This is a genomic window from Variovorax sp. DXTD-1, from assembly GCF_003984625.1.
Classification (GTDB): Bacteria; Pseudomonadota; Gammaproteobacteria; order Burkholderiales; family Burkholderiaceae_C; genus Variovorax.
The window spans coordinates 68,035-91,125 of the sequence record NZ_RWKH01000001.1 but is presented as its reverse complement, the minus strand read 5'-3'; the positions used below and the strand labels follow the sequence as shown (position 1 = coordinate 91,125).

Genomic DNA, 23,091 nt, shown 5'->3' with positions numbered 1-23,091 from the left:
CCCTGATTGCGCCTTGACTGCCGGCTGTTGCCTTGAACTCAGCCGAACCGCGTGTCGGCCTGCCGCCTGAATTCGCTCGGCGTCATGCCCTTGATCTCGAGAAAGCGCCGGTTGAAGTTGGCCACGTTGTTGAAGCCCACCTGGTAGCAGATGTCAGTCACGTAGTGGTCGGTCTGCATCAGAAGATGGCAGGCGCTGTTGATGCGCACGCGGTTGACGAAGTCGGTAAAGCTGTTGCCGGTGGAACGCCGGAAGAAGCGGCTGAAGCGGCTCTCGCTCATGCCGAGCTCGGCCGCCACGTCCGACATGGAGATCGGCTCCGCCAGGTTGGCGGTGATGCGGTTGACGATGTCGTTGATCTGGTCGACCTGCGCATCGCCCTCGATGCCTTGCGCGCCCTGCATCTGCACGCTCGACAGCAGCCGGTAATCGGTGCACTGCGCAAGGTCGGCCATGAACTCGAAGAACAGCCCGAGCCGGCGCACGCCGCGCGCGGCCTTGATGTTGTCCCAGTGCGTTTGCGCCTGCTGCGACATGCCGAAGAACTCGATGCCATGGCGGGCCCGCTCTAGCAGCTGCATCACCTCGCGCAGCTCCGGAATGCCGGCCGCGGCGCTCTCGATGGGTTCGTGGCGGAACTGAATCACCCGGTCGCGCCCCTCGGCGCCGCCTTCGGGCACGTCGAGCGAGATCCAGTTGTGCGGCAGCCGCGGCCCGCAGAGCACCAGGTGCCCCGGTTGGAACGGCCCGATCCAGTCGCCGACGAAGGCCTTGCCCGAGGTCTCCGTGATCAGGTGCAGCTCGTAGTCTTCATGAAAGTGCCATCGCACCAGCGGGCTCGGAAAGCCGTGCGCAAGGCAGCGCACCAGCCCGGTTTCGGGGGCCTCGTAGCCCAGCGACGGGGAGCGCGCAATGTCGCGCTCCAGCTCGGGGTGGCGCTGACGGGGAATCGCGCGTTTGCGGGTGGACGTTGTCATGGCAGCACGAAGGTCAGGACCGGGACGCGGCAGGCCCATTGTCCTGCTGCGCGAGCGCGGCCTCAACCACTTGGAGCGTGGGCGGGTCGGCGCCTTCGCGGGTGCAGTTCAGCGCAGCGGCCGTGGCGGCAAAGCGCATCACCTCGCGCCAGGCCTCGTCGCTCAGCTCGCCAAGCTGGGCCGGGTGCCCCACGCCGTGCGCAAGCAGCGACACAGAGAGGCCGGCCGTGAAGGTGTCTCCTGCGCCAATGGTGTCGACCACCTCCACGCGGGGTGCCGCCACGGCCAGCGGTTCGCGCCCGGTGCGCCAGAGCGTGGCGCCGGCGCCGCCGCGCGTGACGATGACCGCATGCACACCGGCCTGCAGGCACTCCGCGGCCAGCGCATCGACCGGCCGCCCAGGGGCGAGCAGTTCGGCGTCCTCGTCGCTGAGCTTGACCATGTCGGCCATTGCAAGCCACTCCATGACGCGCGTGCGATACGCCGGCATGTCGGGAATCAGGCTAGGCCGCACATTCGGGTCGAACACGATCACGCGGCGTCCTGCGTTGGCCGTGACCAGTTCGGCAATGCGCGTGGCCGCCGGCTCCTGCAGCAGCGAGATCGAACCGAAGTGCAGAAAGCGGCAGTCCGCCGGCAGCTGCGGCAGCGGCTCGGGCGCCCAGGTGGCGTCTGCACTGCCGCGCGTGTAGAAGGCATAACGGTTGGTCTGCGGCGTGCGCTCGACAAAGGCCAGGGTCGACGGCGCATTGCTGCGCAGAATGAAGCTGGTGTCCACGCCGTTGCGCTCGAGAAAACCCATCAGCCGCTCGCCGAAAAGGTCGGTCGACAGTTGCGTGAGAAAGCCGGTGGGTTGGCCCAGGCGCGCGCAGGCCACTGCAGTGTTGAGCGGCGAGCCGCCCTCGTGCCCCAAGAACCCGAGGGTGCCTGCCTCGCAGGCGGTGAAATCGATCAGGGCTTCGCCCGTGAGTGCAATACGCATGATGGTTGGATTCTCTTCGTCTTCTCTCAGCCCAAGGCACGCGCGTCGGCCAGGAAGCCGCGCTCGGCGGCCAGCGTGGCGGGATGATCGAGCAGTTCGGCAAAAAGGCGCGGCGGAATCGTGATGGCTCCCACGCCAAGCCCCAGCAGCGAAAGATACGCCTCGCGCGAGCGGATGCTTGCGACCAGCAGGCGCGTGCCGGACGAAGGGCGCTGCGCAACCAGGGTCTGCATCTGCGCAATCAGCGCCAGCCCGTCGATGCCGGCGTCTTCGAGCCGCCCCAGGTACGGCGCCGCGTATGCCGCGCCCAGTTGCGCTGCAAAGTGCGCCTGCTCTGGCGCGTACACGGCCGTCCACGTCACCGGCACGCCTTGCGCAATGAGCCGCGCGCCGGCATCTAGGCCCTGGCGCGTGGCGGGAATCTTCACCACGAGTTGTCCGCGGTCGAAGTGCGAGAGCAGCTTTTCAGCGTCATCGAGCATGCCGTCGACGTCGCTCGAATACACCTGTGCCTGTACTTGTCGCGCGCCCAGATCGATGCAGCGCTTCAGCAGACCCGGTACTTCGCCTCGGCCGATGCCTGCGCGTTGAAGCAGCGTGGGGTTGGTTGTTACGCCGTGAACGACTGGGTGCGGCAGGCACGTCTTCAGCTCGACCAGGTCGGCGCTGTCCAGATACAGGTGGAAATCTTGGTTCATGGGCTTGTTTGGTGCACAGAATACGGAGAGTTCGTGGTGTGTGCAAAGGCCACCGGGTACTCCCCTCCGCGAATGTCCCCCGGGCTTCGCCCTCCTCCTTTATTTCGCTGCGCGGAGCACCCGATGGCCTGTGCACATGGACGCGCTGCTGGTGTTCCGCTGATCAACCACGGCTCTGCCCAACGCACCCGCTGGCGGGGTGCCTTGCGCAGCGAAATAAAGGAGGAGGCCGCAGGCCGGGGGACATTCGCGGAGAAAGGTACCCCGTCGGCGGGTGCGCCGCCCTGAACAACAACGCAAGACAAGCAGAAGCTGTCCATCTCAACTCATCACATTCCCGCCGTCGACGTTCAAGGTCTGCGCCGTGATGTAGCGCGCCTCGTCGCTGGCAAGAAATACCGCTGCGCCGGCAATGTCGCTCGGCATGCCCATGCGGCCGAGCGGCACCTCCAGGCCCACTCGCCGCTTCTTCTCGCCGAGTGGCAGCCCTTCGGCCTTGGCGAACAGGCTGTCTACATGGTCCCACATGGGCGTGTCGACCACGCCCGGCGCAATGCCGTTGACGCGAATGCCGTGCGGGGCCATGGCCAGTGCGGCGCTCTGGGTGTAGCTGATGACCGCGGCCTTTGTTGCGCAGTAGTGCGACACCAGCGCCTCGCCGCGCCGCCCCGCCTGCGAAGCCATGTTGATGACCGATGCGCCCTGCGTTCCGGCTTCGACCATGTGGCGCAGCACCGCTTGCATGACGAAGAACATGCCTTTCACGTTGACCGCGAACAGCTTGTCGAAGGAAGCCTCGTCGCTGTCGAGCAGCGGCGCGAGGTCGAACACCGCGGCGTTGTTGAACAGGGTGTGAATGGGGCCAAAGGCGACCTGCGCCTCTGCGAGAAGGTGCGTGATGCCTTGTGTATCGGTGACGTCGGCCGCGATGTACGCAAGACGGTCGGGATGCTGCTGCAACAGCGCCCGCACTGCTTCAGGCGCAGCGGCCATGCGGTCGACCACGCTGCAGCGCGCGCCCTCGGCAATGCATGCTTCGGCTACTGCCAAGCCGATGCCGCCGCCGGCACCCGTCAGCAGTACGTGACGGTTCTTCAGACGTTCGCTCATTTCGTTGCTCCTGCATTCATGAAAGTTGCCACGCGTGTGCTCGCGCTGCGCACGGCCTCTACCAGCCGCGCATCGCCTGCAATGGCGCCCCACAGCCCCGCGTCCGAGCACAGCGCCAGCACCGGATCGGCGGCATTGCATATGGCATGCGCCACGGCTTCGTCCATGCCCTGGTCTTGATACGCATACGGCAGCGCCCCGCGATGCCAGCGCTGCAGAAATGCGAGAAACAGTGCGGGCAGAATCGCAACGCTGTCGGTCGGCTGCCCGGCGGCAAGCCGCTCACGCACCGTGGGCGCGATGAAGCCCGGAATCTTCGAGAAGCCATCCGCCGCCACGCGCTGGTTGGTATCGCGGATCGCGGGATTGCCGAAGCGGTCGAGCACCACGTTGCGATACGCCGCAAGGTCGATCGGACTCGGGCTCAGGCACGGGATCACGTCGTCGGTCACGTAGTCGAACGCCATCTTGCGGATGGCCGCGTGGTGCGTGCCTTCATGGATGAAGCTCAGCCCGATCAGCGTGCCGGCCCAGGCAATGCAGCTGTGCGTGGCATTGAGGATGCGGATCTTGGCTTCTTCGTACGGCTGCACCGAATCGACAAGCTCCACGCCCACGCGGCCCCAATCGGGACGGCCCGCGACGAAGTTGTCTTCGATCACCCACTGGATGAAGCTCTCGCCGGTGATCGCAGCGGCATCGTCGCGGCCGGTGGCGGCCTTGACGCGCGCGCGCAGTTCGGGCGGAGGGCGCGGCGTGATGCGGTCGACCATTGCGTTCGGGCAGGCCGTGTTCGACTGCGCCCACGCGAGCAGTTCGGTATCGCCCGCGCGTTCGATGAACTCGAGCAGCCCGGCACGGAAGCGGTCGCCGTTGTGGCGCAGGTTGTCGCAGTTGAGCAGCGTGACCGGGCCGGCCTGCGCGGCCTTGCGCGCACGCAAGATCGCGCAGACGGCGCCGTAGATGGTCACGCCGTCACCCCCTGCTTCACCGCGGCGGGCTCGCCCGATGTCTACCGCAAGGTCGCCGAAGGAGAGGTCCAGTTTGCCCTCGGTATCGAGGTAGTAGCCCGCCTCGGTCACCGTGAAAGATACGATGCGCGTGGACGGCGCCGCGCCGCGCGCGATCACCCCAGCCAGTGAAGTCTCATAGGGCAGGACTTCGCGTATGGATTCGATCTGCTCGTAGCGGTACTCGAGGGCCGGCGACACGGTTTCGAGCGTGTAGCGCCCGCCCTGGGCCTGCAGGGCCGCCACCACATCGGCCATGTCGGGCCGGATGTTGGCGCCCGAGAGCGACCAGCGGGTGTCGCCCGCATCGATCAGCCGCTGGAGGTAGACCGCCTGGTGGGCCCGGTGGAACGAGCCGAGCCCAAGGTGAAGCACCGTGAACTCCGAAAGAGCCGGTGGTGTTTGTGCAAGAGGCGCTGCTGCAAGGGTCACGGGAATGTTCCGGAAGAAATCAGGCGGAGACCGAACGGCCTTCGCGGTTGAACAAATGGAGCACCGACGGATCGAGCTCGACCGCCACGTCGTCGCCCGCATGCAGCGGCGTGCGCTCGTTCTGGCGCGCGATCAGCGGCACGCCGCCCACGTCGACGTGAATCAGCGTGTCGGCGCCCAGCGCCTCGATCAGTTCCACCCGCCCCGGCACGCCCGCGGCGGCAGCCTGCTTCGGATGCACGCGCAAGCCCTCGGGCCGCACTCCCAGGAAACCATCGCTCGGAAGGCGCCCGCCAGTGGCTGCCGAGAAACTCGGAATCGCACTCGCCGCCACCATGTTCATCGACGGCATGCCGATGAACTGCGCAACGAACTGGTTGGCGGGGTGGTCGTACAGTTCGAGCGGCGTGCCGACCTGCTCGATCAGCCCGTCCCTGAGCACCACCACGCGGTCGGCCAGCGTCATGGCCTCGACCTGATCGTGCGTCACATAGATGGTGGTGGCACCGAGCGAGCGATGGAGCTTGTGGATTTCGACGCGCGTGTTGCCGCGCAGCGCCGCATCGAGGTTCGACAGCGGCTCATCGAACAGAAACACCTTCGGCGCGCGCACGATGGCGCGGCCGATGGCCACGCGCTGCCGCTGGCCGCCCGACAGGTCCTTGGGCGTGCGGTCCAGGTACTGTGTGAGGTTGAGCGTCTTGGCCGCGTACTCGACCTTGGTCTTGATCTCGCTCTTCGACACGCCCGCGAGCTTGAGCGCGAAGGACATGTTGTCGTACACGCTCATGTGCGGGTAGAGCGCGTAGCTCTGGAACACCATGGCCAGGTCGCGCTTGCCCGAAGGCGCCCAGGTGATGTCCTTGCCGTCGAGCAGCAGGTTGCCGCTGGTGATGGGCTCGAGCCCCGCAATGAGGCGCAGCAGCGTCGACTTGCCGCAGCCCGAAGGCCCGACGAAGACGATGAATTCGCCCTTCTGGATTTCGAGATCCACACCCTTGATGATGTCGACGTCGCCGAAGCTCTTCTTGATGTCGTTGAGTTGCAGGTAGGCCATGAGATGTCTCCCTTTCTTTACTTGACGGCGCCGAAGGTCAGGCCTTGCACCAGTTGCTTCTGGCTGAACCAGCCGAACACGACGATGGGTGCAATGGCCATCAGCGATGCCGCCGACAACTTGGCCCAGAACAGGCCCTCGGGGCTGGAGTACGAGGCGATGAGCGTGGCCAGCGTGCCGGCCTTGGCCGAGCTGAGGTTGAGCGCCCAGAAGGCTTCGTTCCAGCTCAGCACCAGGCACAGGAGGCCGGTCGATGCGAGGCCGCCCACCGACAGCGGCAGCACGACGTGGCGGAACTCGGTCCACAGGCTGGCGCCGTCCATGCGCGCGGCCTCGAGAATTTCGTTCGGAATGTCCTTGTAGGCGCTGTAGAGCATCCACACCATGATCGGCAGGTTCGACAGCGTGAACACGATGGTGAGCGCAGTGAGCGAGTCGAGCAGGCCTGCGGTTTGCGCGAGCACGTAGATCGGCACCAGCGCGCCCACGGCCGGCATCATCTTGGTGGAGAGCATCCACATCAGGATGTCGCGCGTCTTCTTCGTGCGAAAGAAGGCCATCGAGTACGCCGCGGGCGCCGCAATCAGCAAGCCGATGATGGTCGAGCCCAGGCTGGTGATGAGCGAGTTGCGCGCGTACAGCAGGTAGTCGCTGCGGCGCTGCACTTCGCCGAAGTTGTCGAGCGTGGGCTCGAAGATGAAGAGCGGCGGCACGTGAATGGCCTGCAGCTCCGTCTTGAAGGCCGTGAGGAACAGCCAGCCGAGCGGAAAGAACAGGAGCAGCGCCACGGCCCACGCACCCACGGTGCGCAGCAGTTGGGGAAGGAAGTTGCTGGGTTGCATGGTCGTTCCTTCAGTCGAGGTTCTTGCCGATGATGCGGATGAGGAACACGGCCACGATGTTGGCCAGCACCACCGCGAACAGCGCACCGGCCGAGGCCACGCCCACGTCGAAATTCATCAGCGACTGCTTGAAGATCAGGTAGGTCATGTTGGTGCTCTCGTTGCCCGGGCCGCCGTTGGTGGTGATGGCGATCTCGGCGAACACGCTGAGCAGAAAGATCATCTCGATCATGATCACCACCGCCATCGGCCGGCCGAGGTGCGGAATGGTCAGGTAGAAGAAGCGCTGAAATGCGCTCGCGCCGTCCATGCGCGCGGCCTCCATCTGCTCGCGGTCGAGCGACTGCAGCGAGGTGATGAAGATCAGGCAGGCAAACGGCAGCCACTGCCAGGCCACCATAATGATCACCGAGAACAGCGGCACGTCGGTGAGCCAGTCGACCGGCTGCGCGCCGAAGAAGCGCCACACGTCGGCCAGGATGCCGTAGATGGGGTTCATCATCATGTGCTTCCACAGCAGCGCGTTGACCGCGGGCATGACGAAGAACGGAGAGATGAGCAGCACCCGCACGATGCCGCGGCCGGGGAAAGGCTCGTTCACCAGCAGCGCGAGCAGCACACCGAGCACCACCGTGATGACGATCACGCTGCCGATCAGCATCAGCGTGTTCCACGTTGCGGGCCAGAAGTCGGGGTCGGTAACGAAGTAGTGAAAGTTCTCGATGCCCGCGAAGGTGCGCTCGCCGGGCTGCATGAGGTTGTAGTTCACGAACGAGAAGTACAACGTCATCACGAGCGGCACGATCATCCAAAGGAGGAGCGTGAGCACGGCGGGCGCCATGAGGGCCCGGGGCAGGAGTCGTTTCATGAGGAAATCCCTTCTCGTTGTCTCTGGCTCCTTCCCCCGCTGGGGGAAGGCTGGGATGGGGGCTCCCGGATCAAGCGCCGCGATGATTGACACGCCGCGTGCCCCCACCCCTGCCCTCCCCCGGAAGGGGAGGGAGCAAGAAAGAAAGCCGGCTTACTTGTAGTACCCAGCCTTCTTCATCTCGCGCTCAGCCGCCGTCTGCGAAGTCTTCAGCGCCTGGTCGACCGTGACCTTGCCCGAGAGCGCCGCGCTCATCTGCTGCCCCACCGCCACGCCGATGGCCTGGAACTCGGGAATGGCCGCGTACTGCACGCCCACGTAGGGCGACTTGGGCAGCGTGCTGTCGCTGAGGTTGGCCGTGTCGATGGCCTTCTTCTCGGCTGCGGCAAACTTCGCGACCTTCTGGAACTCGGGGTTCGCATAGGTCGACTTACGCGTGCCGGTAGGCACCGTGCCCCAGCCATGCTCCTTGGCCACCAGGTTCACGTACTCCTTGGAGGTCGCCCACTTCACGAAGGTCTGCGCGGCGGCACCCTTGGTCGAGCTTGCGGGAATGGCCAGGTTCCAGGTCCACAGCCAGTTGGCGCCCTTGGGCGTCACTGCCACGGGCGCCTGGGCAAAAGCAACCTTGTCTGCCACCTTCGACTGCTTCGGGTCACTGATGAACGAGGCCGCGATGGTCGCGTCCACCCACATGCCGCACTTGCCTTCGTTGAAGAGCGCAAGGTTCTCGTTGAAGCTGTTGGCCGATGCGCCGGGCGGCCCATACGACTTCATCAGGTCGACGTAGAAGTTGATCGCGTCCTTCCAGGGCTTGGTGTCGATCTGCGGCTTCCACTGCATGTCGAACCACTGGCCGCCGTTGGTATTCACCAGCGTCGTCAAAAAGGCCATGTTGTCGCCCCAGCCCGGCTTGCCGCGCAGGCACATGCCGTACACGCCGGCCTTCGGGTCGTGGATCTTGCCGGCCAGCTCTTTCACCTGCACCCAGGTGGGCTGCTCGGGCATCTTGAAGCCGACCTTGTCGGCCAGGTCCTTTCGGTACATGAGCATCGAGCTCTCGCCGTAGAAAGGCGCGGCGTAGAGCTTGCCTTCGTACGACAGGCCGGCGCGAATGGCGGGCAGCAGGTCGTCGGCGTCGTAGGCGGCATCGGTGGCAATCGGCTGGAGCCAGCCCTTCTTCGACCAGATGGGCGCTTCGTACAGGCCGATGGTCATCACGTCGAACTGGCCGCCCTTGGTGGCGATGTCGGTGGTCACACGCTGGCGCAGCGTGCCTTCTTCCAACGTCACCCACTTGAGCTTGATGTCGGGGTTGGCTTTTTCGAAGAAGGGCGTCAGCTTCTGCATCTCGATCATGTGGCCGTTGTTGACGGTGGCAATCACGAGTTCGGTGGCGGCGTGGGACGCGAGCCCCGTGCCGGCGAGTGCGAGGACGAGGCCCGCTTTCAGAAAACGCTTCATGTTGTCTCCTAGAGGTGAGCGACGCCCTCTGTTTGGGTCGCCGTGGCGGGATTCTGGAGAAACGCGCTTGCGGGTTTGGTACTTCATCCGCCTGTCATGGTACTTTCATGCACCAGTTGGCTAGGAGATTCCCTAGTTAACGCAATACAGCATGGAAAATCTCAATCCAAAGACTTCAGGCACCGCCCAGCAGCTGGCGCCTGAATTGCGCCGCGGCCGGTGAAAGCGCCCGGTCCTGCCGGGTGATGAGGCAGATCGGCGGCACGCGCACCGGCAGCTCCACCGGCACGGTGCGCAGCACACCCAGCCGCGCGTAGTGGCCGGCCTGCGAAGCCGGCATCACGGCGGCCATGTCGGAGTTCTCGAGCAAGGCGGTAATGGCAATCGGCGATGCCGTTTCGATGATGTCGAGCCGCGCCTGGATGCCCGCCTCGCGCATGGCCGCCTCGAAGCGCCCGCGCTGCGGCGAGCCGGGCGGCTGCAGCACCCATGACCAATTCGCCATTTCGGCCAGCGTGACGGTGGGCTGCCCGAAGACAGGGTGAGCGGCGCGCACCACGACCACCTGCGACTCGCCCAGCAGCGGCACGCTCGCGTACTTGGCCTCGTCGTGGCTGTCTGTGAGCCGGCCCAGCACCAGGTCGACGTCGCCCTGCTCCAGCTGCGCCTGCATCACATCGCTGGTCTCGACCACCACCGACACGGCCACCTGCGGATGACGCCGGTGGTACTCGACCAGCGCCGGCGCCAGCAGCTCGGGCACCGCGCCCGGCACGCTGCCCACGCGCAGCGAACCGCTCAGGCCCGAGCGCAGCGCAAGCATTTCTTCCCGGGCGCTGCCGAAGTCGCTGAGCACACGGCGGGCATAGCGGATCAGGATGTCGCCGTAAGGCGTGGGCTCCATGCCCCGCGCAAGGCGCTCGAAGAGCTTTTCGCCCAGCGAATCCTCCAGCTGCTGCAGCAGCTTGGTGGCGGCGGGTTGGCTGATGTTCATGGCCTCGGCCGCGCGGCCCAGGTGGCGGTGGGCATCGAGCCGTGCCAGCAGCAGCAGCTGGCGCGGCCGCACATGGAGCATCAGCGATGCGTCGGTCAGGCCTGATCCGGAGGTCATGCACAAAAGTATATGGAGCTTCGGGCTTTTTCGATTGGATTGGCAACACGAAGCTCCCTAAGCTGACACCAAACAAGCAGGAGACACACCCGATGAAGCTTTCTTTCCTGGCCCGCACGGCGAGCGCGGCAACGCTGGCACTGGCAACCGCCATGGCCGGTGCGCAGCCCGCCTACCCCGACAAGCCGCTGCGCATCATGGTCGGCGCCTCGCCCGGCGGCGGCACCGACATCCTGGCGCGCGTGCTGGCCGACAAATTCGCGCCGGTGCTCAAGCAGCCCGTCACGGTGGAGAACCGGCCCGGCGCATCCAACACCATTGCCGGCGAACTCACCGCGCGCGCCGCCGCCGACGGCACCACGCTGCTGCTGGCCACCAACACCGCGCAGGCGGTGGCGCCGCACATCCTCAAGCTCAAGTACGACCCGCTGAAGGACCTGCAGCCGATTGGCCTTGTGGCCGTGATGCCCAACGTGCTGGTGGTGTCGGCCACCTCGCCCTACAAGTCGGTCAAGGACCTGGTGGCGGCCATGGCAGCCAAGCCGGGCGGCTTGAAATACGCGTCGTCCGGCATCGGCAGCACGCAGCACGTGGGCGGCGAGGCCTTCAACCTGGCCACGGGCATGAAGTCGATCCACGTGCCCTACAAGGGCAGCTCGCAGGCCCACATCGACATCATCGGCGGCGAGGTCGACATGATGTTCGACAGCACCTCCTCCGCCATGGGCCAGATCAAGGCCGGCAAGTTCCGCGCGCTGGCCGTGAGCGCGCCGCAACGCTCGCCCGAACTGCCGGACGTGCCCACGCTCGCCGAGCAAGGCATCAAGGGCGCCGACGTGTCCACCTGGTACGGCCTCTACGTGACGGCCGGCACGCCGCGGCCCGTGGTGGAGCGGCTCGGTACGGAACTCACGCGCACGCTCAAGCTGCCCGATGTTCAGGCGCGCATCAAGGGCCTGGGTGGCGAGCCCGGCGTGATCACCGGCGAAGCTTTCGCGGCCATGAACAAGCAGGAGTTCGACCACTACGGTCGGCTCGTGCGCGACGCCAACATCAAGGCCGAATGAGGCTTTCCTTTCCTTTCCTTTTCTTTCATTCCTCCACTTCATTCCCGATTCCATGTCCACCCCATCGAAGACCCCGAGCGTGACCTCCGCCAAGCCCCGCATCGCCGTGCTGCTCGGCGACCCGAGCGGCATCGGCCCCGAGATGGCCGTGAAGCTGCTCGCGCGCCAGCGCAACCTGGACGCCGCGCGCGTGCTGCTGATTGCCGACCCGGTGGTGCTGGCCGCGGGCGAGCGCGTGGCGGGCGTGAAACTCGACCCGCTGCAGATCGACCGGCTCGACGACCTGCGCTTCGAGGACGGCCGCCCCACGCTGCTGCTGCGCGACTGGATGGAGGGCCGCGAGCCGGTGCTCGGCGAATCGAACGAGGCCTCGGGCCGTGCATCCTTCGAAGCACTGGAACTCGCCACCGCGGCGGTGCGGCGCGGGCAGGCCGACGGCATTCTCTTCGCGCCGCTCAACAAGCACTCGCTTCGCCTGGGCGGTCTGGTGCATGAAGACGAGCTGCGCTACATGCAGGAGCGCTTTGCCGTGAAGGGCTTCGTCTGCGAGTTCAACCTCACGGGCTCTCTATGGACGTCGCGCGTGACCTCGCACATTCCACTGAAGGACGTGGCAAGCCACATCACGAGAGAGGGCGTGAGCGACGCGGTGAAGATCATTGCATCGGCGCTGCGCCGCGCGGGTGTGGCACAACCGCGTATTGCGGTGACGGGGCTCAATCCGCATGCGGGGGACGGCGGTTCCATCGGCATGGAAGAAATCGAGATCATCGCGCCGGCCATCGAACAGCTGCGCGCAGAGGGCTTCGACGCCCGCGGTCCGTTCTCGCCTGACACGGTGTTCATCGGTGCACGCCGGGGCGATGTGGATGCGGTGGTGTCGATGTATCACGACCAAGGGCAAATCGCGATGAAGCTGATGGGCTTCGAGCAGGGCGTGACGCTGCACGGCGGCCTGCCGGTGCCGGTGGCCACCTCGGCCAGCGGCAGTGCCTTCGATATCGCGGGCAAGGGTGTTGCGCAGATCGAAGGGCTGCAGCAGGCCTTCGACTTGTGCGTACGGATGGCGAGTGGTGCGCCCGTGCGGACGCCTTTGGAAGCGGCTACGGTCTGAGGAGGTGCTTGGCAGCGTTGTTTGTTCGAGGCGCTGCTGTTCAGGGCGCGTGCAAAGGCCACCGGGTACTCCCCTCCGCGAATGTCCCCCGCCTTCGGCTCCTCCTTTATTTCGCTGCGGGGAGCACCCGATGCCCTGTGCACACCGGGCGCTGCGCTTGTTCCGTTCGATCAACCACCGCTCTGAACAACGCTCCCGTCGATGGGGTGCCTTGCGCAGCGAAATAAAGGAGGAGGCCGCAGGCCGGGGGACATTCGCGGAGAAAGGTACCCCGTCGGCGGGTGCGCCGCCCTGAACGCGCCCCTATTCCGAAAAACCAAACAAGCTCAGGAACCCAGACGCTTCAGCAACCCGGCCGTAGAAGCATCGAGCCCCATGATGTCGCCCGAGGCCAAGCGCGGCTCGATGTCTTTCGCGAGCACCTTGCCGAGCTCCACACCCCACTGGTCGAAGCTGTTGATGCCCCACAGCGCGCCGCTGGTGAACACGCGGTGTTCGTACAGCGCGAGAAAGGCACCGAGCGACTCGGGCGTGAGCTTCTCGAACACGAAGAAGGTGCTCGGCCGGTTGCCCGGAAAGTTCTTGTGGCCGCCGGCATCGAGCTTGCCGACCATCAATGCCTGTGCCTGTGCGAGCGCATTGGCCAGCAGCTTGGGGTGGTGGCCTTCGAGCGTGTGCGCTGCGTCGCGCACCGCCACAAATTCGAGCGGAATCACGTCCGTGCCCTGATGCAGCATCTGGAAGTAGGCATGCTGGCCATTGGTGCCGGGCTCGCCCCAGAGCACGGGCGAAGTGCCCAAGCCAATCGGCAGCGGCTCGCCGCTTGCGTCGACCTGCTTTCCGTTGCTTTCCATTTCGAGCTGCTGCAGGTAGGCCGGCAGGCGCTTCAAGGCGCTGTGATACGGCGCGATGCCGCGGCTCGTGAACTTGTGGAAGTTGCGGTACCAGACGTCGAGCAGGCCCAGGCGCACCGGCAGGTTCTTTTCGAGCGGCGCGGTGCGGAAGTGCTCGTCCATTGCATGCGCGCCCGCCAGCAACCGGCGGAATCCGTCGGCGCCGATGGCCAGTGCAATCGGCAGCCCGATGGCCGACCACAGCGAATAGCGGCCGCCCACCCAGTCCCAGAAGCCGAAGGTGGTGTCGATGCCGAATTGCTTCGCTGCCTCCACATTGGTGGTGAGCGCGGCAAAGTGGCCGGCAATGTCCGTGCCGCCCGACTGCTCGTACCAGCGCTTGGCCGAGAGCGCGTTGGTCATCGTCTCTGCGGTGGTGAAGGTCTTCGACGCGATCAGGAACAGCGTGTGCTCCGGCGCGAGGTCGCGCAGCACACCCGCCAGCTCGTGTCCATCGACGTTCGAAACGAAATGAAAGCGCTTGCCCGGCGCAGCGAATTCGGCGAGCGCCAGCACTGCCATCTGCGGGCCGAGGTCGGAGCCGCCGATGCCGATGTTGACCACATCGGTGATCGTGTGGTCGCCGCGCACCTTTTCGGCATAGGCCAGCATCGCGTCGAGCGTGGCGTGCACTTGGCGCAACTCGCCGGCAGTCTTGCCCATGGCGGCGTCGGCCGGCGCGCGCAGCAGCGTGTGCAGCACGGCGCGGTCTTCGGTGTTGTTGATGTGCTCGCCGGCAAACATCGCATCGCGATGCGCCTCGAGGCCGCATTCGCGGGCCAGCGCGAGCAGCATTTCCTCGGTGCGCGCATCGATCAGGTTCTTCGACAGGTCGGCAAAGACGCAAGGTGCTTCCTGGCTGAAGCGCTCGAAGCGCCCGGCATCGTCGACGAAGGCATGGCGCACGTCGAACTGGCGGCCCGCGGTCTCGAAGTAGCTCTGCAGTTGCGCCCAGGCGGTCGCACGGTCGCATCGAAGGGTCATGGCCATGTTTACTTGCCGCTTTCCTGCATGAGTTTTTCCAGCTTCACGGCGTCGGCCGCAAAGGCGCGGATGCCCTCGGCGAGCTTCTCGGTGGCCATGGCGTCTTCGTTCAGTGCAAAGCGGAAGCTTGGCTCGTCATAGCTCAGCTTCTCAACGCTGGCCGTTGCGGCGGCCTTCTTGGCGTCGAGTGCGTGTGCTAGCGGCTCGTTGCTGGCGGCCAGCTCGGCGAGCAGTTCGGGGCTGATGGTCAGCAGGTCGCAGCCGGCCAGGGCCTGGATCTGCCCCACATTGCGGAAGCTCGCGCCCATCACCTCGGTCTTGATGCCGTGCTGCTTGTAGTAGTTGTAGATTTCGCGCACCGACTTGACGCCCGGATCGTTGGCGCCCGCGCTCGCTGCCTCGTCCCACTTGGTGCCGGCCGACTTCTTGTACCAGTCGTAGATGCGGCCCACGAACGGCGAGATGAGCTGCACGCCGGCCTCGGCGCAGGCCACCGCCTGCGCAAACGAGAACAGCAGCGTGAGGTTGGTGCGAATGCCCTTCTGCTCGAGCGCGCGCGCCGCCTGGATGCCTTCCCACGTGGAGGCCACCTTGATCAGCAGGCGCTTCTCGGTGTCGATGCCTTCGGCCTTGTAGAGCGCCACGATGCGCTCGCCGCGCGCAATGGTGGCGGCGGTGTCGAACGACAGGCGGGCGTCGACTTCGGTCGACACGCGTCCGGGAATGATCGAAAGAATCTCTGCGCCGAAGCGCACCAGCAGGCGGTCGATCACTTCGTCGAGCGGCTTGCCCGCATGGCTCTTGACGGCTTCGTCGAGCAGCGGCCGGTACTCGGGCTTCTGCACCGCCTTGAGGATGAGCGACGGATTGGTGGTCGCGTCCTGCGGCTTGGAAATGCTGAGTTGCTTGAAGTCGCCGGTGTCGGCGACCACGGTGGTCCATTGACGGAGAGCATCGAGTTGATTCATGTCGAAGATTATCCTGTGCGGGTGATGACAAGTCCTGCACGCTATTGCGCTGGGGCCGATGTTTTCATGCGCACCGTAGCACGGCTTTTGACCGCGCTGCATCGGCCTTCGGCCGACAGGGTTGTACGCCGGCTGCCCTGCCCTACATGGGCTGTGGTCCGCCGCTGACGGCAGCGGGTGCGTCCAGGCGCTAGCCTGCGGCTTCCCGCCTTGATGCTTTCCCACTACAGGAGTGCTCCCATGTCCTTCCGCCATCGCTCCGCAGCTTCCGCAGCAGCGAGCCGCGCTCCTTTCGACGACCGCCGCACCAGTTCGTCCATCGGCACCCTGGCCACTGCCTTCGTGGTAGGCGGCGTGGCCACGTGGCTGGCCCTTGGCGCCGGCCGCACCGCGCGGGCGCAACTGCCCGGCCCCGCCGACAGCGCACCGCTCATGCGCGCGCCGCTGCAGGTGGTGGCGCCGGTCGACATCCAGCGCTATGCCGGCGTCTGGCACGAACAGGCCCGCCTGCCGAACCGCTTCCAGAGGCAGTGCGCGGGCCCGGTGACCGCCGAATACACGCCCCAGCCCGACGGAACGCTGCAGGTCATCAACCGCTGCGTGCGGCCCGACGGCAATTTCGACGAGGCGGTGGGCACGGCGCGCGTGGTGCCGGTGGCGGGCCAGCCCGGCGCGGGCCGGCTCGAAGTGCGCTTTGCGCCTTCCTGGCTGAGCTGGCTGCCGATGGTGTGGGGCGACTACTGGATCCTGAAGCTGGACCGCGACTACCAGGTGGCGCTGGTCGGCACACCCGATCGCCAGTACCTCTGGGTGCTTTCGCGCGCTCCCCGGCTGGAAGACGACGCGTTGCAGGCCGAACTGGACTACGCCGCCAGCCTGGGCTTCGACACCGCCAAGGTGGTGCTTACCGCCCGGTAGTCGAGACGGACGGCAGGTAGCGCCCGAGCTGCGCCGCCAGCGCGGCGGGGTGGGTGCAGTGAATGGCGTGCCAGCCGAAGGCGCGCGCCGCTTCCACATTGGCGGCCGAATCGTCGATGAACACCGTCTGCTGCGGATCGAGCGCATGGCGCACCGCCAGCAGCTCGTAGATTTCGCGATTCGGCTTGATGAACTTCACGTCGCCCGAGAAGACCCCGCCGTCGAAGCGCCGGATGAAGCCGTGCCGGCGCTCGATGGCGCGCGCATAGGGCGCAGGCATGTTCGAGAGGTAGTAAAGGCGCAGCGCCTCGCCGGCATCCCGGCGCGCGAACAGCCCTTCGAGCAGTTCGACCGTGACCGGAATCGGCTCCAGGCGCTCACCCAGCGTGCCGAGCATCTCGTCGAGCCGTGCGGCGGGAAGCGACAGGCGCTGGGCCATGCGCGCAATGGCATCTTCGAGCGAGCGGGTGCCGCAGTCGAAGCACAGCCAATCGTCATGGTGAAACAGTGCCCGCCCGAGCGCCGCGGCGGCAAGCTCAGTGGCGGCGTGTTCGGGAAGATGGGTCTGCACCAGCCGGGTGGGCTCCCATGCCAGCAGCACGGCCCCAAGATCGAAAACCACGTTCATGGCGCCATTGTTTCATGCGCCGGGCACCACGCTGACGCCGTGCGCCGCCAGCGACAGCGTGGCCTGCGCGCCCGCGGCCAGGGGGCGCGAAAGATCGGTCGACACCACGAAGACGGGCCCGATCGGGGTGTCGAAGCCGTATTCATAGAAGCTGCCCAGGTAGGCCGCCTTTCGCAATGTGGCAGGCAGCCCCTGGCCTGCCTCGGCGCCGCCGATGTTCCAGGCCTCGGGGCGCACCGCCACCTTCACGGCGCCGGGCGCCACCGCATGGCGCGGCTGCAGGCGCAGCGGGCCGAAGGTGACGCTGCCGTCGGCTTGCGCCATGGCCGGAAAAACCATCGCCTCGCCCATGAAGCCCGCGACAAATTCGCTTTCGGGCCCGCCGTAGAGCTGCTCGGGCGTGCCGCGCTGGGCGATGACCCCGTGGTCCATCACGATGATCTGGTCGCTCACGGCCAGCGCCTCGCTCTGGTCGTGCGTCACATAGGCCACAGTGAGCTTCAGGCGCTGCTGCAGTGCGCGGATTTCCTCGCGCATTTCGCGCCGCAGGCGGGCGTCGAGATTGGACAGCGGTTCGTCGAACAGCAGCACCGCAGGCTCCAGCACCAGGGCGCGTGCCAACGCCACGCGCTGCTGCTGGCCGCCCGAGAGTTCGCTGGGCAGGCGCTCGTCGAAGCCGACCAGGCCCACGCCCCTGAGCGCTTCACGCGCGCGCGACGTGGCTTCGTCCTTCTTCACGCCGCTCATGCGCAGGCCATAGCCCACGTTCTCGATCACGTTCATGTGCGGGAACAGCGCGTAGCTCTGGAACATCATGCTCACGTTGCGCTCGGCCGGGCCGAGCGTGGTGACGTCGCGCCCGCCCATCAGGATCGAGCCCGAGGTCGGCGATTCGAGCCCCGCGATCATGCGCAGCGTGGTCGTCTTGCCGCAGCCGGAAGGGCCGAGGATGGTGGTGAGCGTGCCGACCGGCACCTCGAAGCTGATGCCCTTGACCGCGAGCGGACCGTCCTTGTCAGTGCCGTAGCGCTTGGTGACGTTGCGAAATTCGATGCCGTTGCTCATGTGTTCTTCTCCCGGTCAATGCACCACGGGCGCGGCCACCACTGGCACGCCCGCCTTGCGGCGCCCCAGCTTGCGCTCCCCGACCACCCACTGCACCAGCGCAATGGCCAGCGACATCAGCACCATGAGCACCGTGCAGTAGGCCAGCGCAATGCCGTAGTCGCCGTTGCCCACGCGGCCGATGATGTAGGTGGTGGCAAGCTCGTTCTCGGCCGTGACCAGGAAGATCACCGCGCTCACCGTCGTCATGGCGCGCACGAAGCTGTAGACCAGCGCGGCCACCAGCGCAGGCTTCAGGAGCGGCAGCACCACCTTGAAGAGCGTCTGCGACGTGGAGGCCCGCAGCATCAGCGAGGCTTCGTCGAGCGAGCGGTCGAGCTGCTTGAAGGCCGCGGTGCCGGCGCGCACGCCCACCGGCAGGTTGCGGAACATGAAGCACAGCACGATGATGAGCCCGGTGCCCGTCAGCTCGAACGGCGGCACGTTGAAGGCCAGGATGTAGCTCACGCCCAGCACCGTGCCCGGAATGGCAAAGGCCAGCAGCGCGCCGAACTCGAACACGCCCTGTCCCTTGAACTCGTTGCGCGCCAGCAGCCACGCAATCAGCAAACCCAGCGCCGCGGTGATCGGCGCCGAGATGCCCGCGAGCTTGAGCGTGGTGATGAGCGAGTTCCACGCCGTGCCAGCCCACACCAGGCCGAACTGCCCCCATTCGAGCGCGAACGCACTCCTGAAGTGATTCAGCGTGAAGGTGTAGTCGCGGCCCCATGTCTGCACAAAGCCGCCCGCAAAGGCAAACAGGTAGACCATGGCCGTGAAAGCGATCCACGGCAGCGCGATGCAATAGATGGTGCGGCGCACGCCATCGGGCAGGGCCATGGCAATGCCGGCATCGCCTTTACCGCTCACCGTGGTGTAGTTCTGCTTGCCGAGCAGGCCGCGCTGCAGCGCGAACACGCCAAGTGCGAAGAGCGTGAGCACCCAGGCGAGCGATGCCGCGCGGCCCTGGTCGTACTGCGCGCCGACAATGGCAAAGAAGATGTCTGTCGACAGCACCGAGAACTGGCCGCCCACGACCACGGGATTGCCGAAGTCCGCAATGCTTTCGATGAAGCCGACCAGGAAGGCGTTGGCCAGCCCGGGCTTCAACAGCGGCAGCGTGATGGTGAAGAAGGTGCGCCGCCGGTCGGCACGCAGCATCTGCGCGGCCTCTTCCAGGCTGGGCGCAATGCCCTGCACCACGGCGCGCATGATCATGAAGGCAATCGGCGTGAAGGCGAAGAGCTGCGCCACCAGTACACCCGGCATGCCGTAGAACCACCGCGTCGGCTCGATGCCGAACAGGTTTTCGAGCAGCTGGTTGACGATGCCTGCGCGGCCGAACAGCAGGATGAGCCCCAGGCCCACCACGAACGGCGGCGTGATGATCGGCAGCAGTGCCAGCACCCGCAGCGCACCCTGCCCGCGCTTGCTGCCGCGTTCGGCCATCAGCGCCATCAATGTGCCTAAAAAGGTTGTGCCGGCGGCAGTGAGCAAAGCCAGCACCAGCGTGTTCCAGGCCACCCCGCAGCGCACCCCGCCCGCGATGCAGCCCAGCCCCCAGATGCGCTCGGTGAACACCCGCGCAATGAACGCGGAGATCGACCACTGCCCGTCTTCATTGAAGAAGGCGCCGGCCAGCGCCTTGCTCACAGGGTAGGCGATGAACAGCGCCATCAGCACGCCGCAGCCGATGACCGCTGCGGCCACGAACAGGTCGCCCTTGAACAGCCCGAGCCGCGCAATGCCGAAGGCGGCCAACAACGTGAGTGCCGTAAGCGCCACGAAGCCGCCCGCGCCAATGCCGAACTGGTTGACGGCCAGTTCGCCGAACTGCGTGTTGAGTGCCGCAATGCTCCAGCCGCGCGCGCCGATGGTGAAGCCTGCAATGGCAAGGCCCAGGGCGCCGATGGCGCCACCCGCCAGCAGCCAGCGCCCCTGCGCCCGGCCGGCCGGCAGCCAAGCACCGGCGGCGCACATCGCCAGGCCGACGAGTCCGATAAAAAGCCAGCTGCGCCCCTGCGTGGCCGCCTGCATCAGACCGTTGGCACCCTCGGCCTGGCCGAACACTTGCGGAACGGCCTCGTACCAGGACGAGTCCTGAATCGCATACCAAGGCAGCACGAGATAGGCCGCAAAGCCCAGCACAACCCAGGCCCATATCCAGCGCTGCGAACGCCGGGCCGAAGCCGCGGCCGCCGGATTGACCGGCGCGGCGCCGGCGGCGACGGTTCCCACTTAGCGCGGGAGCGAGTTGACGTCTTTTTCCCAGCGCGCGATCAGGCGCCGGCGCTCGGCGCTGGCGCCGTACTTGGCGTAGTCGTAGTTGATGAACTTGATCTTCTTGAAGTCAGGAATGCGCGGGTCGAGCTTGGCTGCGCTGTTGCTCGGCAGCTGAAACTGCTTGTTGGCGGCGCCAAGCTCCTGCGCACCGGGCGTCAGCGCCCATTCGTAGAACTTTTTCGCGGCCTCGAGGTTGCGCGCGCCCTTGATGATGCTCATGGAGCCGATCTCGGCGCCCGTGCCGTCGCTGGGTGTGATGGTCTCGACCGGAAAGCCCTGCATCTTCTCGCCCGGGCCGTCATGCACGAAGCTGATGGACACGGCCGTTTCGCCGCGCGCCACGGCCTTGATGGGGCCGGTGCCGGAACGGGTGTACTGGCCCACATTCTTGTGCAGCGCCTTGAGGTAGTCGAAGGCCTTGTCTTCGCCCATGAGCTGCACCAGCGTGGCGATCATGGTGTAGGCCGTGCCGCTCGAGGCAGGGTTGGCAACCTGGATGTCGCCCTTGTATTCGGGCTTGAGCAGGTCGGCCCAGGTCTTGGGCACGGGCAGCTTCTTCTTGGCGAGCAGCTCGGGGTTGTAGCCGAAGCCCAACGGGCCCGAATAGATGCCGACCGTCTTGTAGCCCGACTGCTTGGCTTGCTGCTGGGCCCACGGGTGCAGCTGCGCCAGCGTGGGCGACTTGTATTCGAGCGTGAGGCCCTGCTCGGCTGCCTGCAGGTGCGGGTCACCGGTGCCGCCAAACCACACATCGGTCTTGGGGTTGTCCTTCTCGGCGATGAGCTGGGCCAGCGCCTCGCCCGAGCCCTTGAGCGACATGTTGATGCGGGTACCGGTGGTGCGTGCGTACACGGTGGCAATCACGTTGCACCATTCGGCCTGGACCGAGCAGATCACGTTGACCGTGCCCTGGGCCGATGCGGCGGCCGACAAACCCAGCAAGGCCGCTGCAGTAAAAAGCTTCTTCATGTGAAAACCCCGCCTCGAAAACAAAAATAGGCCTCCCGGCCGGGGTTGAGCGTAGCTTTCGTACAGGTTTCATGAATTGGTACAAGTACCATTCGGTTGAAACAGCCCACTCGGCACCAAGACAAAAGGAAATTCGACACATGAGCTTCGATCTCGTTCTGTTCGGCGGTACTGGCGATCTTGCATGGCGCAAGCTGATGCCCGCGCTGTTCCAGGCCTTCAGGCACGGCAGCCTGCCGAAAGACGGACGCATCGTCGGCGTGGCGCGGGACGACCTCTCGGACGACCAGTACCGCGAGCTGATCCAGTCGCGCTTCAATGCCGTCGAGGGCGCCAAGCGCCCCTCGGCCGAGGAGTTCGAGAAGTTCGCCTCGCTGCTGCATTACCTGCGCATGGATCTGTCGAAGCCGGCCGACTACGGGCGGCTTGCCGATTTGCTGAAGCAGCGCAATGCCGACACCGTGGTGATGTACGTGGCGACGGCGCCGGCGCTCTTCACCCAGGTGGTGGAGCAAGTAGCCGCGGCGGGCCTGAACGGGCCGGCGACGCGCATCGTGCTCGAGAAGCCGCTGGGCCATGACCTGGCATCGAACCGCGCGATCAATGCCGCGGTGTGCAAGGTATTCGAGGAGAAGCAGGTCTTCCGCATCGACCACTACCTGGGCAAGCCTTCGGTGCAGAACCTGTTCGCCATGCGATTCGGCAATGCGCTGTTCGAACCGATCTGGCGCCGCGAGCACATCGCCAACATCCAGATCACCATCGCCGAAGACCTGGGCGTCGAAAAGCGCGGCGCGTTCTACGACCAGACCGGCGCGCTGCGCGACATGGTGCAGAACCACGCGCTGCAGCTGGTTTGCGCCATTGGCATGGAACCGCCCATCAACTCGCATGCCGATGCGATCCGCGACGAAAAGCTCAAGGTGCTGCGCGCGCTCAAGCCCTGGACGCCCGAAACGCTGGGCCTGCATGCCATTCGGGGCCAGTACACCGCCGGCACGGCCTACGGCGAGCGCGTGCCGGGCTACAGGGACGAACCCGGCGTCGACCCCGACAGCCGCACCGAGACCTTCGTGGCGCTGCGCACCGAAATCGCCAACTGGCGCTGGGCTGGCGTGCCCCTCTACATCCGCACCGGCAAGCGGCTGGCCTCGCGCGATGCGCGCATCGAGGTCAACTTCCGGCCGACGCCGCACGCGATCTACCGCGCTCCCTCGGGCGCCGTCAACAAGCTGGTGATCAACCTGCAGCCCAAGGACGGGCTGGAGCTGCACATGCTTGCGCAGGCGCAGGACAACCGCCGCAGCAACGGCCACCAGAGCGCCGCGCAGCTGGCGCCGGTACAACTCGACCTCGATTTCGACAAGCGCTTCGGCGCCGAGCGCGTGGGTGCCTACGAGCGGCTGCTGCTCGACGTGATCGACGGGCGCCTGAACCTGTTCGTGCGCAGCGACGAGCAGGAAGAAGCATGGCGCTGGGTTGAGCCGCTGATCGACAGCTGGTCATCGGACGGTGGACCGCGCCCCTACGCGGCCGGCACCTGGGGCCCGAGCGCCTCGAGCGCGATGATTGCGCGCGACGGCTTCTCGTGGGGCGAGGAGCAGTAGGCCCG

Annotated in this window: 20 protein-coding genes; 4 read left to right on the top strand and 16 right to left on the bottom strand. The window is 66.1% G+C overall.

Annotated elements, in window-relative coordinates; genetic code table 11:
* Positions 1–38: 38 nt before the first annotated feature.
* From EJI00_RS00390 to EJI00_RS00345, 10 genes are all read right to left on the bottom strand, one after another.
* The gene (locus EJI00_RS00390; protein WP_185868029.1) at positions 39–977 is read right to left on the bottom strand and encodes an AraC family transcriptional regulator; all 939 of its coding nucleotides are present in this window, start codon (positions 975–977) and stop codon (positions 39–41) included.
* 13 nt (positions 978–990) lie between these two features.
* On the bottom strand, positions 991–1,959 hold the full coding sequence (locus tag EJI00_RS00385; protein ID WP_126745492.1) for a carbohydrate kinase family protein: 969 nt from the start codon (positions 1,957–1,959) through the stop codon (positions 991–993).
* A gap of 26 nt (positions 1,960–1,985) precedes the next feature.
* Positions 1,986–2,657 (bottom strand): transaldolase family protein, encoded by a 672-nt coding sequence (locus tag EJI00_RS00380; RefSeq protein WP_126745491.1) that lies wholly within the window; start codon positions 2,655–2,657, stop codon positions 1,986–1,988.
* Positions 2,658–2,978: 321 nt separating this feature from the next.
* The gene (locus tag EJI00_RS00375; protein WP_126745490.1) at positions 2,979–3,767 is read right to left on the bottom strand and encodes an L-iditol 2-dehydrogenase; all 789 of its coding nucleotides are present in this window, start codon (positions 3,765–3,767) and stop codon (positions 2,979–2,981) included.
* Complete coding sequence (gene dalD, locus EJI00_RS00370; protein WP_126745800.1) at positions 3,764–5,152, bottom strand: D-arabinitol 4-dehydrogenase; 1,389 nt, start codon at positions 5,150–5,152, stop codon at positions 3,764–3,766. Before dalD ends, EJI00_RS00375 begins: the two co-directional genes overlap by 4 nt.
* Positions 5,153–5,228: 76 nt before the next feature.
* Positions 5,229–6,266 carry an ABC transporter ATP-binding protein gene (locus EJI00_RS00365; RefSeq protein ID WP_126745489.1) on the bottom strand — a complete coding sequence of 346 codons (1,038 nt, stop codon included), beginning with the start codon at positions 6,264–6,266 and terminating at the stop codon, positions 5,229–5,231.
* A 17-nt stretch (positions 6,267–6,283) separates the two neighbouring features.
* On the bottom strand, positions 6,284–7,108 hold the full coding sequence (locus tag EJI00_RS00360) for a carbohydrate ABC transporter permease (protein ID WP_126745488.1): 825 nt from the start codon (positions 7,106–7,108) through the stop codon (positions 6,284–6,286).
* A 10-nt stretch (positions 7,109–7,118) separates the two neighbouring features.
* A complete protein-coding gene (locus EJI00_RS00355) occupies positions 7,119–7,976 on the bottom strand; it encodes a carbohydrate ABC transporter permease (RefSeq protein WP_126745487.1) in 858 nt (285 codons plus the stop codon).
* 153 nt (positions 7,977–8,129) lie between these two features.
* Positions 8,130–9,440 (bottom strand): ABC transporter substrate-binding protein, encoded by a 1,311-nt coding sequence (locus EJI00_RS00350; RefSeq protein ID WP_126745486.1) that lies wholly within the window; start codon positions 9,438–9,440, stop codon positions 8,130–8,132.
* A gap of 175 nt (positions 9,441–9,615) precedes the next feature.
* Positions 9,616–10,551 carry a LysR family transcriptional regulator gene (locus EJI00_RS00345; protein ID WP_260590409.1) on the bottom strand — a complete coding sequence of 312 codons (936 nt, stop codon included), beginning with the start codon at positions 10,549–10,551 and terminating at the stop codon, positions 9,616–9,618.
* Between the two features lie 92 nt (positions 10,552–10,643).
* Between EJI00_RS00345 and EJI00_RS00340 the strand changes: the two genes are divergently transcribed.
* Positions 10,644–11,618 carry a Bug family tripartite tricarboxylate transporter substrate binding protein gene (locus EJI00_RS00340; RefSeq protein WP_126745485.1) on the top strand — a complete coding sequence of 325 codons (975 nt, stop codon included), beginning with the start codon at positions 10,644–10,646 and terminating at the stop codon, positions 11,616–11,618.
* Positions 11,619–11,670: 52 nt separating this feature from the next.
* Positions 11,671–12,732, top strand: a complete 1,062-nt coding sequence (locus EJI00_RS00335; protein ID WP_126745484.1) for a 4-hydroxythreonine-4-phosphate dehydrogenase PdxA — start codon at positions 11,671–11,673, stop codon at positions 12,730–12,732.
* A gap of 326 nt (positions 12,733–13,058) precedes the next feature.
* Here EJI00_RS00335 and pgi read toward each other — a convergent pair whose 3' ends face one another.
* Together pgi and tal are read right to left on the bottom strand one after the other, a co-directional pair.
* Entirely contained in the window at positions 13,059–14,615 is a 1,557-nt protein-coding gene (gene pgi, locus EJI00_RS00330; RefSeq protein WP_126745483.1) for a glucose-6-phosphate isomerase, read from the bottom strand.
* Positions 14,616–14,617: 2 nt separating this feature from the next.
* Complete coding sequence (gene tal, locus EJI00_RS00325; protein ID WP_126745482.1) at positions 14,618–15,577, bottom strand: transaldolase; 960 nt, start codon at positions 15,575–15,577, stop codon at positions 14,618–14,620.
* Between the two features lie 240 nt (positions 15,578–15,817).
* Between tal and EJI00_RS00320 the strand changes: the two genes are divergently transcribed.
* Positions 15,818–16,495 carry a lipocalin family protein gene (locus EJI00_RS00320; RefSeq protein WP_126745481.1) on the top strand — a complete coding sequence of 226 codons (678 nt, stop codon included), beginning with the start codon at positions 15,818–15,820 and terminating at the stop codon, positions 16,493–16,495.
* Here EJI00_RS00320 and EJI00_RS00315 read toward each other — a convergent pair.
* Genes EJI00_RS00315 through EJI00_RS00300 form a run of 4 tightly spaced genes read right to left on the bottom strand, consistent with a single transcriptional unit; the run spans position 16,482 to position 21,479 of the window.
* Positions 16,482–17,123, bottom strand: a complete 642-nt coding sequence (locus tag EJI00_RS00315) for an HAD family hydrolase (protein ID WP_126745480.1) — start codon at positions 17,121–17,123, stop codon at positions 16,482–16,484. The genes EJI00_RS00320 and EJI00_RS00315 overlap by 14 nt on opposite strands.
* A gap of 12 nt (positions 17,124–17,135) precedes the next feature.
* Entirely contained in the window at positions 17,136–18,188 is a 1,053-nt protein-coding gene (locus EJI00_RS00310) for an ABC transporter ATP-binding protein (protein WP_126745479.1), read from the bottom strand.
* Positions 18,189–18,203: 15 nt separating this feature from the next.
* On the bottom strand, positions 18,204–20,465 hold the full coding sequence (locus EJI00_RS00305; protein ID WP_126745478.1) for an ABC transporter permease: 2,262 nt from the start codon (positions 20,463–20,465) through the stop codon (positions 18,204–18,206).
* Positions 20,466–21,479 carry an ABC transporter substrate-binding protein gene (locus EJI00_RS00300; RefSeq protein ID WP_126745477.1) on the bottom strand — a complete coding sequence of 338 codons (1,014 nt, stop codon included), beginning with the start codon at positions 21,477–21,479 and terminating at the stop codon, positions 20,466–20,468.
* Positions 21,480–21,619: 140 nt separating this feature from the next.
* Here EJI00_RS00300 and zwf point away from each other — a divergent pair, with 140 nt between their 5' ends.
* Entirely contained in the window at positions 21,620–23,086 is a 1,467-nt protein-coding gene (gene zwf / locus EJI00_RS00295; RefSeq protein WP_126745476.1) for a glucose-6-phosphate dehydrogenase, read from the top strand.
* The last annotated feature ends 5 nt before the right edge of the window (positions 23,087–23,091 follow it).

What these genes read in the sequence shown, in the direction of transcription:
- EJI00_RS00390 (WP_185868029.1), bottom strand. Translation starts at nt 977, where the DNA reads ATGACAACGTCCACCCGCAAACGCGCGATTCCCCGTCAGCGCCACCCC.
- EJI00_RS00385 (WP_126745492.1), bottom strand. Translation starts at nt 1,959, where the DNA reads ATGCGTATTGCACTCACGGGCGAAGCCCTGATCGATTTCACCGCCTGC.
- EJI00_RS00380 (WP_126745491.1), bottom strand. Translation starts at nt 2,657, where the DNA reads ATGAACCAAGATTTCCACCTGTATCTGGACAGCGCCGACCTGGTCGAG.
- EJI00_RS00375 (WP_126745490.1), bottom strand. Translation starts at nt 3,767, where the DNA reads ATGAGCGAACGTCTGAAGAACCGTCACGTACTGCTGACGGGTGCCGGC.
- EJI00_RS00365 (WP_126745489.1), bottom strand. Translation starts at nt 6,266, where the DNA reads ATGGCCTACCTGCAACTCAACGACATCAAGAAGAGCTTCGGCGACGTC.
- EJI00_RS00360 (WP_126745488.1), bottom strand. Translation starts at nt 7,108, where the DNA reads ATGCAACCCAGCAACTTCCTTCCCCAACTGCTGCGCACCGTGGGTGCG.
- EJI00_RS00355 (WP_126745487.1), bottom strand. Translation starts at nt 7,976, where the DNA reads ATGAAACGACTCCTGCCCCGGGCCCTCATGGCGCCCGCCGTGCTCACG.
- EJI00_RS00350 (WP_126745486.1), bottom strand. Translation starts at nt 9,440, where the DNA reads ATGAAGCGTTTTCTGAAAGCGGGCCTCGTCCTCGCACTCGCCGGCACG.
- EJI00_RS00345 (WP_260590409.1), bottom strand. Translation starts at nt 10,551, where the DNA reads ATGACCTCCGGATCAGGCCTGACCGACGCATCGCTGATGCTCCATGTG.
- EJI00_RS00340 (WP_126745485.1), top strand. Translation starts at nt 10,644, where the DNA reads ATGAAGCTTTCTTTCCTGGCCCGCACGGCGAGCGCGGCAACGCTGGCA.
- EJI00_RS00335 (WP_126745484.1), top strand. Translation starts at nt 11,671, where the DNA reads ATGTCCACCCCATCGAAGACCCCGAGCGTGACCTCCGCCAAGCCCCGC.
- pgi (WP_126745483.1), bottom strand. Translation starts at nt 14,615, where the DNA reads ATGGCCATGACCCTTCGATGCGACCGTGCGACCGCCTGGGCGCAACTG.
- tal (WP_126745482.1), bottom strand. Translation starts at nt 15,577, where the DNA reads ATGAATCAACTCGATGCTCTCCGTCAATGGACCACCGTGGTCGCCGAC.
- EJI00_RS00320 (WP_126745481.1), top strand. Translation starts at nt 15,818, where the DNA reads ATGTCCTTCCGCCATCGCTCCGCAGCTTCCGCAGCAGCGAGCCGCGCT.
- EJI00_RS00315 (WP_126745480.1), bottom strand. Translation starts at nt 17,123, where the DNA reads ATGAACGTGGTTTTCGATCTTGGGGCCGTGCTGCTGGCATGGGAGCCC.
- EJI00_RS00310 (WP_126745479.1), bottom strand. Translation starts at nt 18,188, where the DNA reads ATGAGCAACGGCATCGAATTTCGCAACGTCACCAAGCGCTACGGCACT.
- EJI00_RS00300 (WP_126745477.1), bottom strand. Translation starts at nt 21,479, where the DNA reads ATGAAGAAGCTTTTTACTGCAGCGGCCTTGCTGGGTTTGTCGGCCGCC.
- zwf (WP_126745476.1), top strand. Translation starts at nt 21,620, where the DNA reads ATGAGCTTCGATCTCGTTCTGTTCGGCGGTACTGGCGATCTTGCATGG.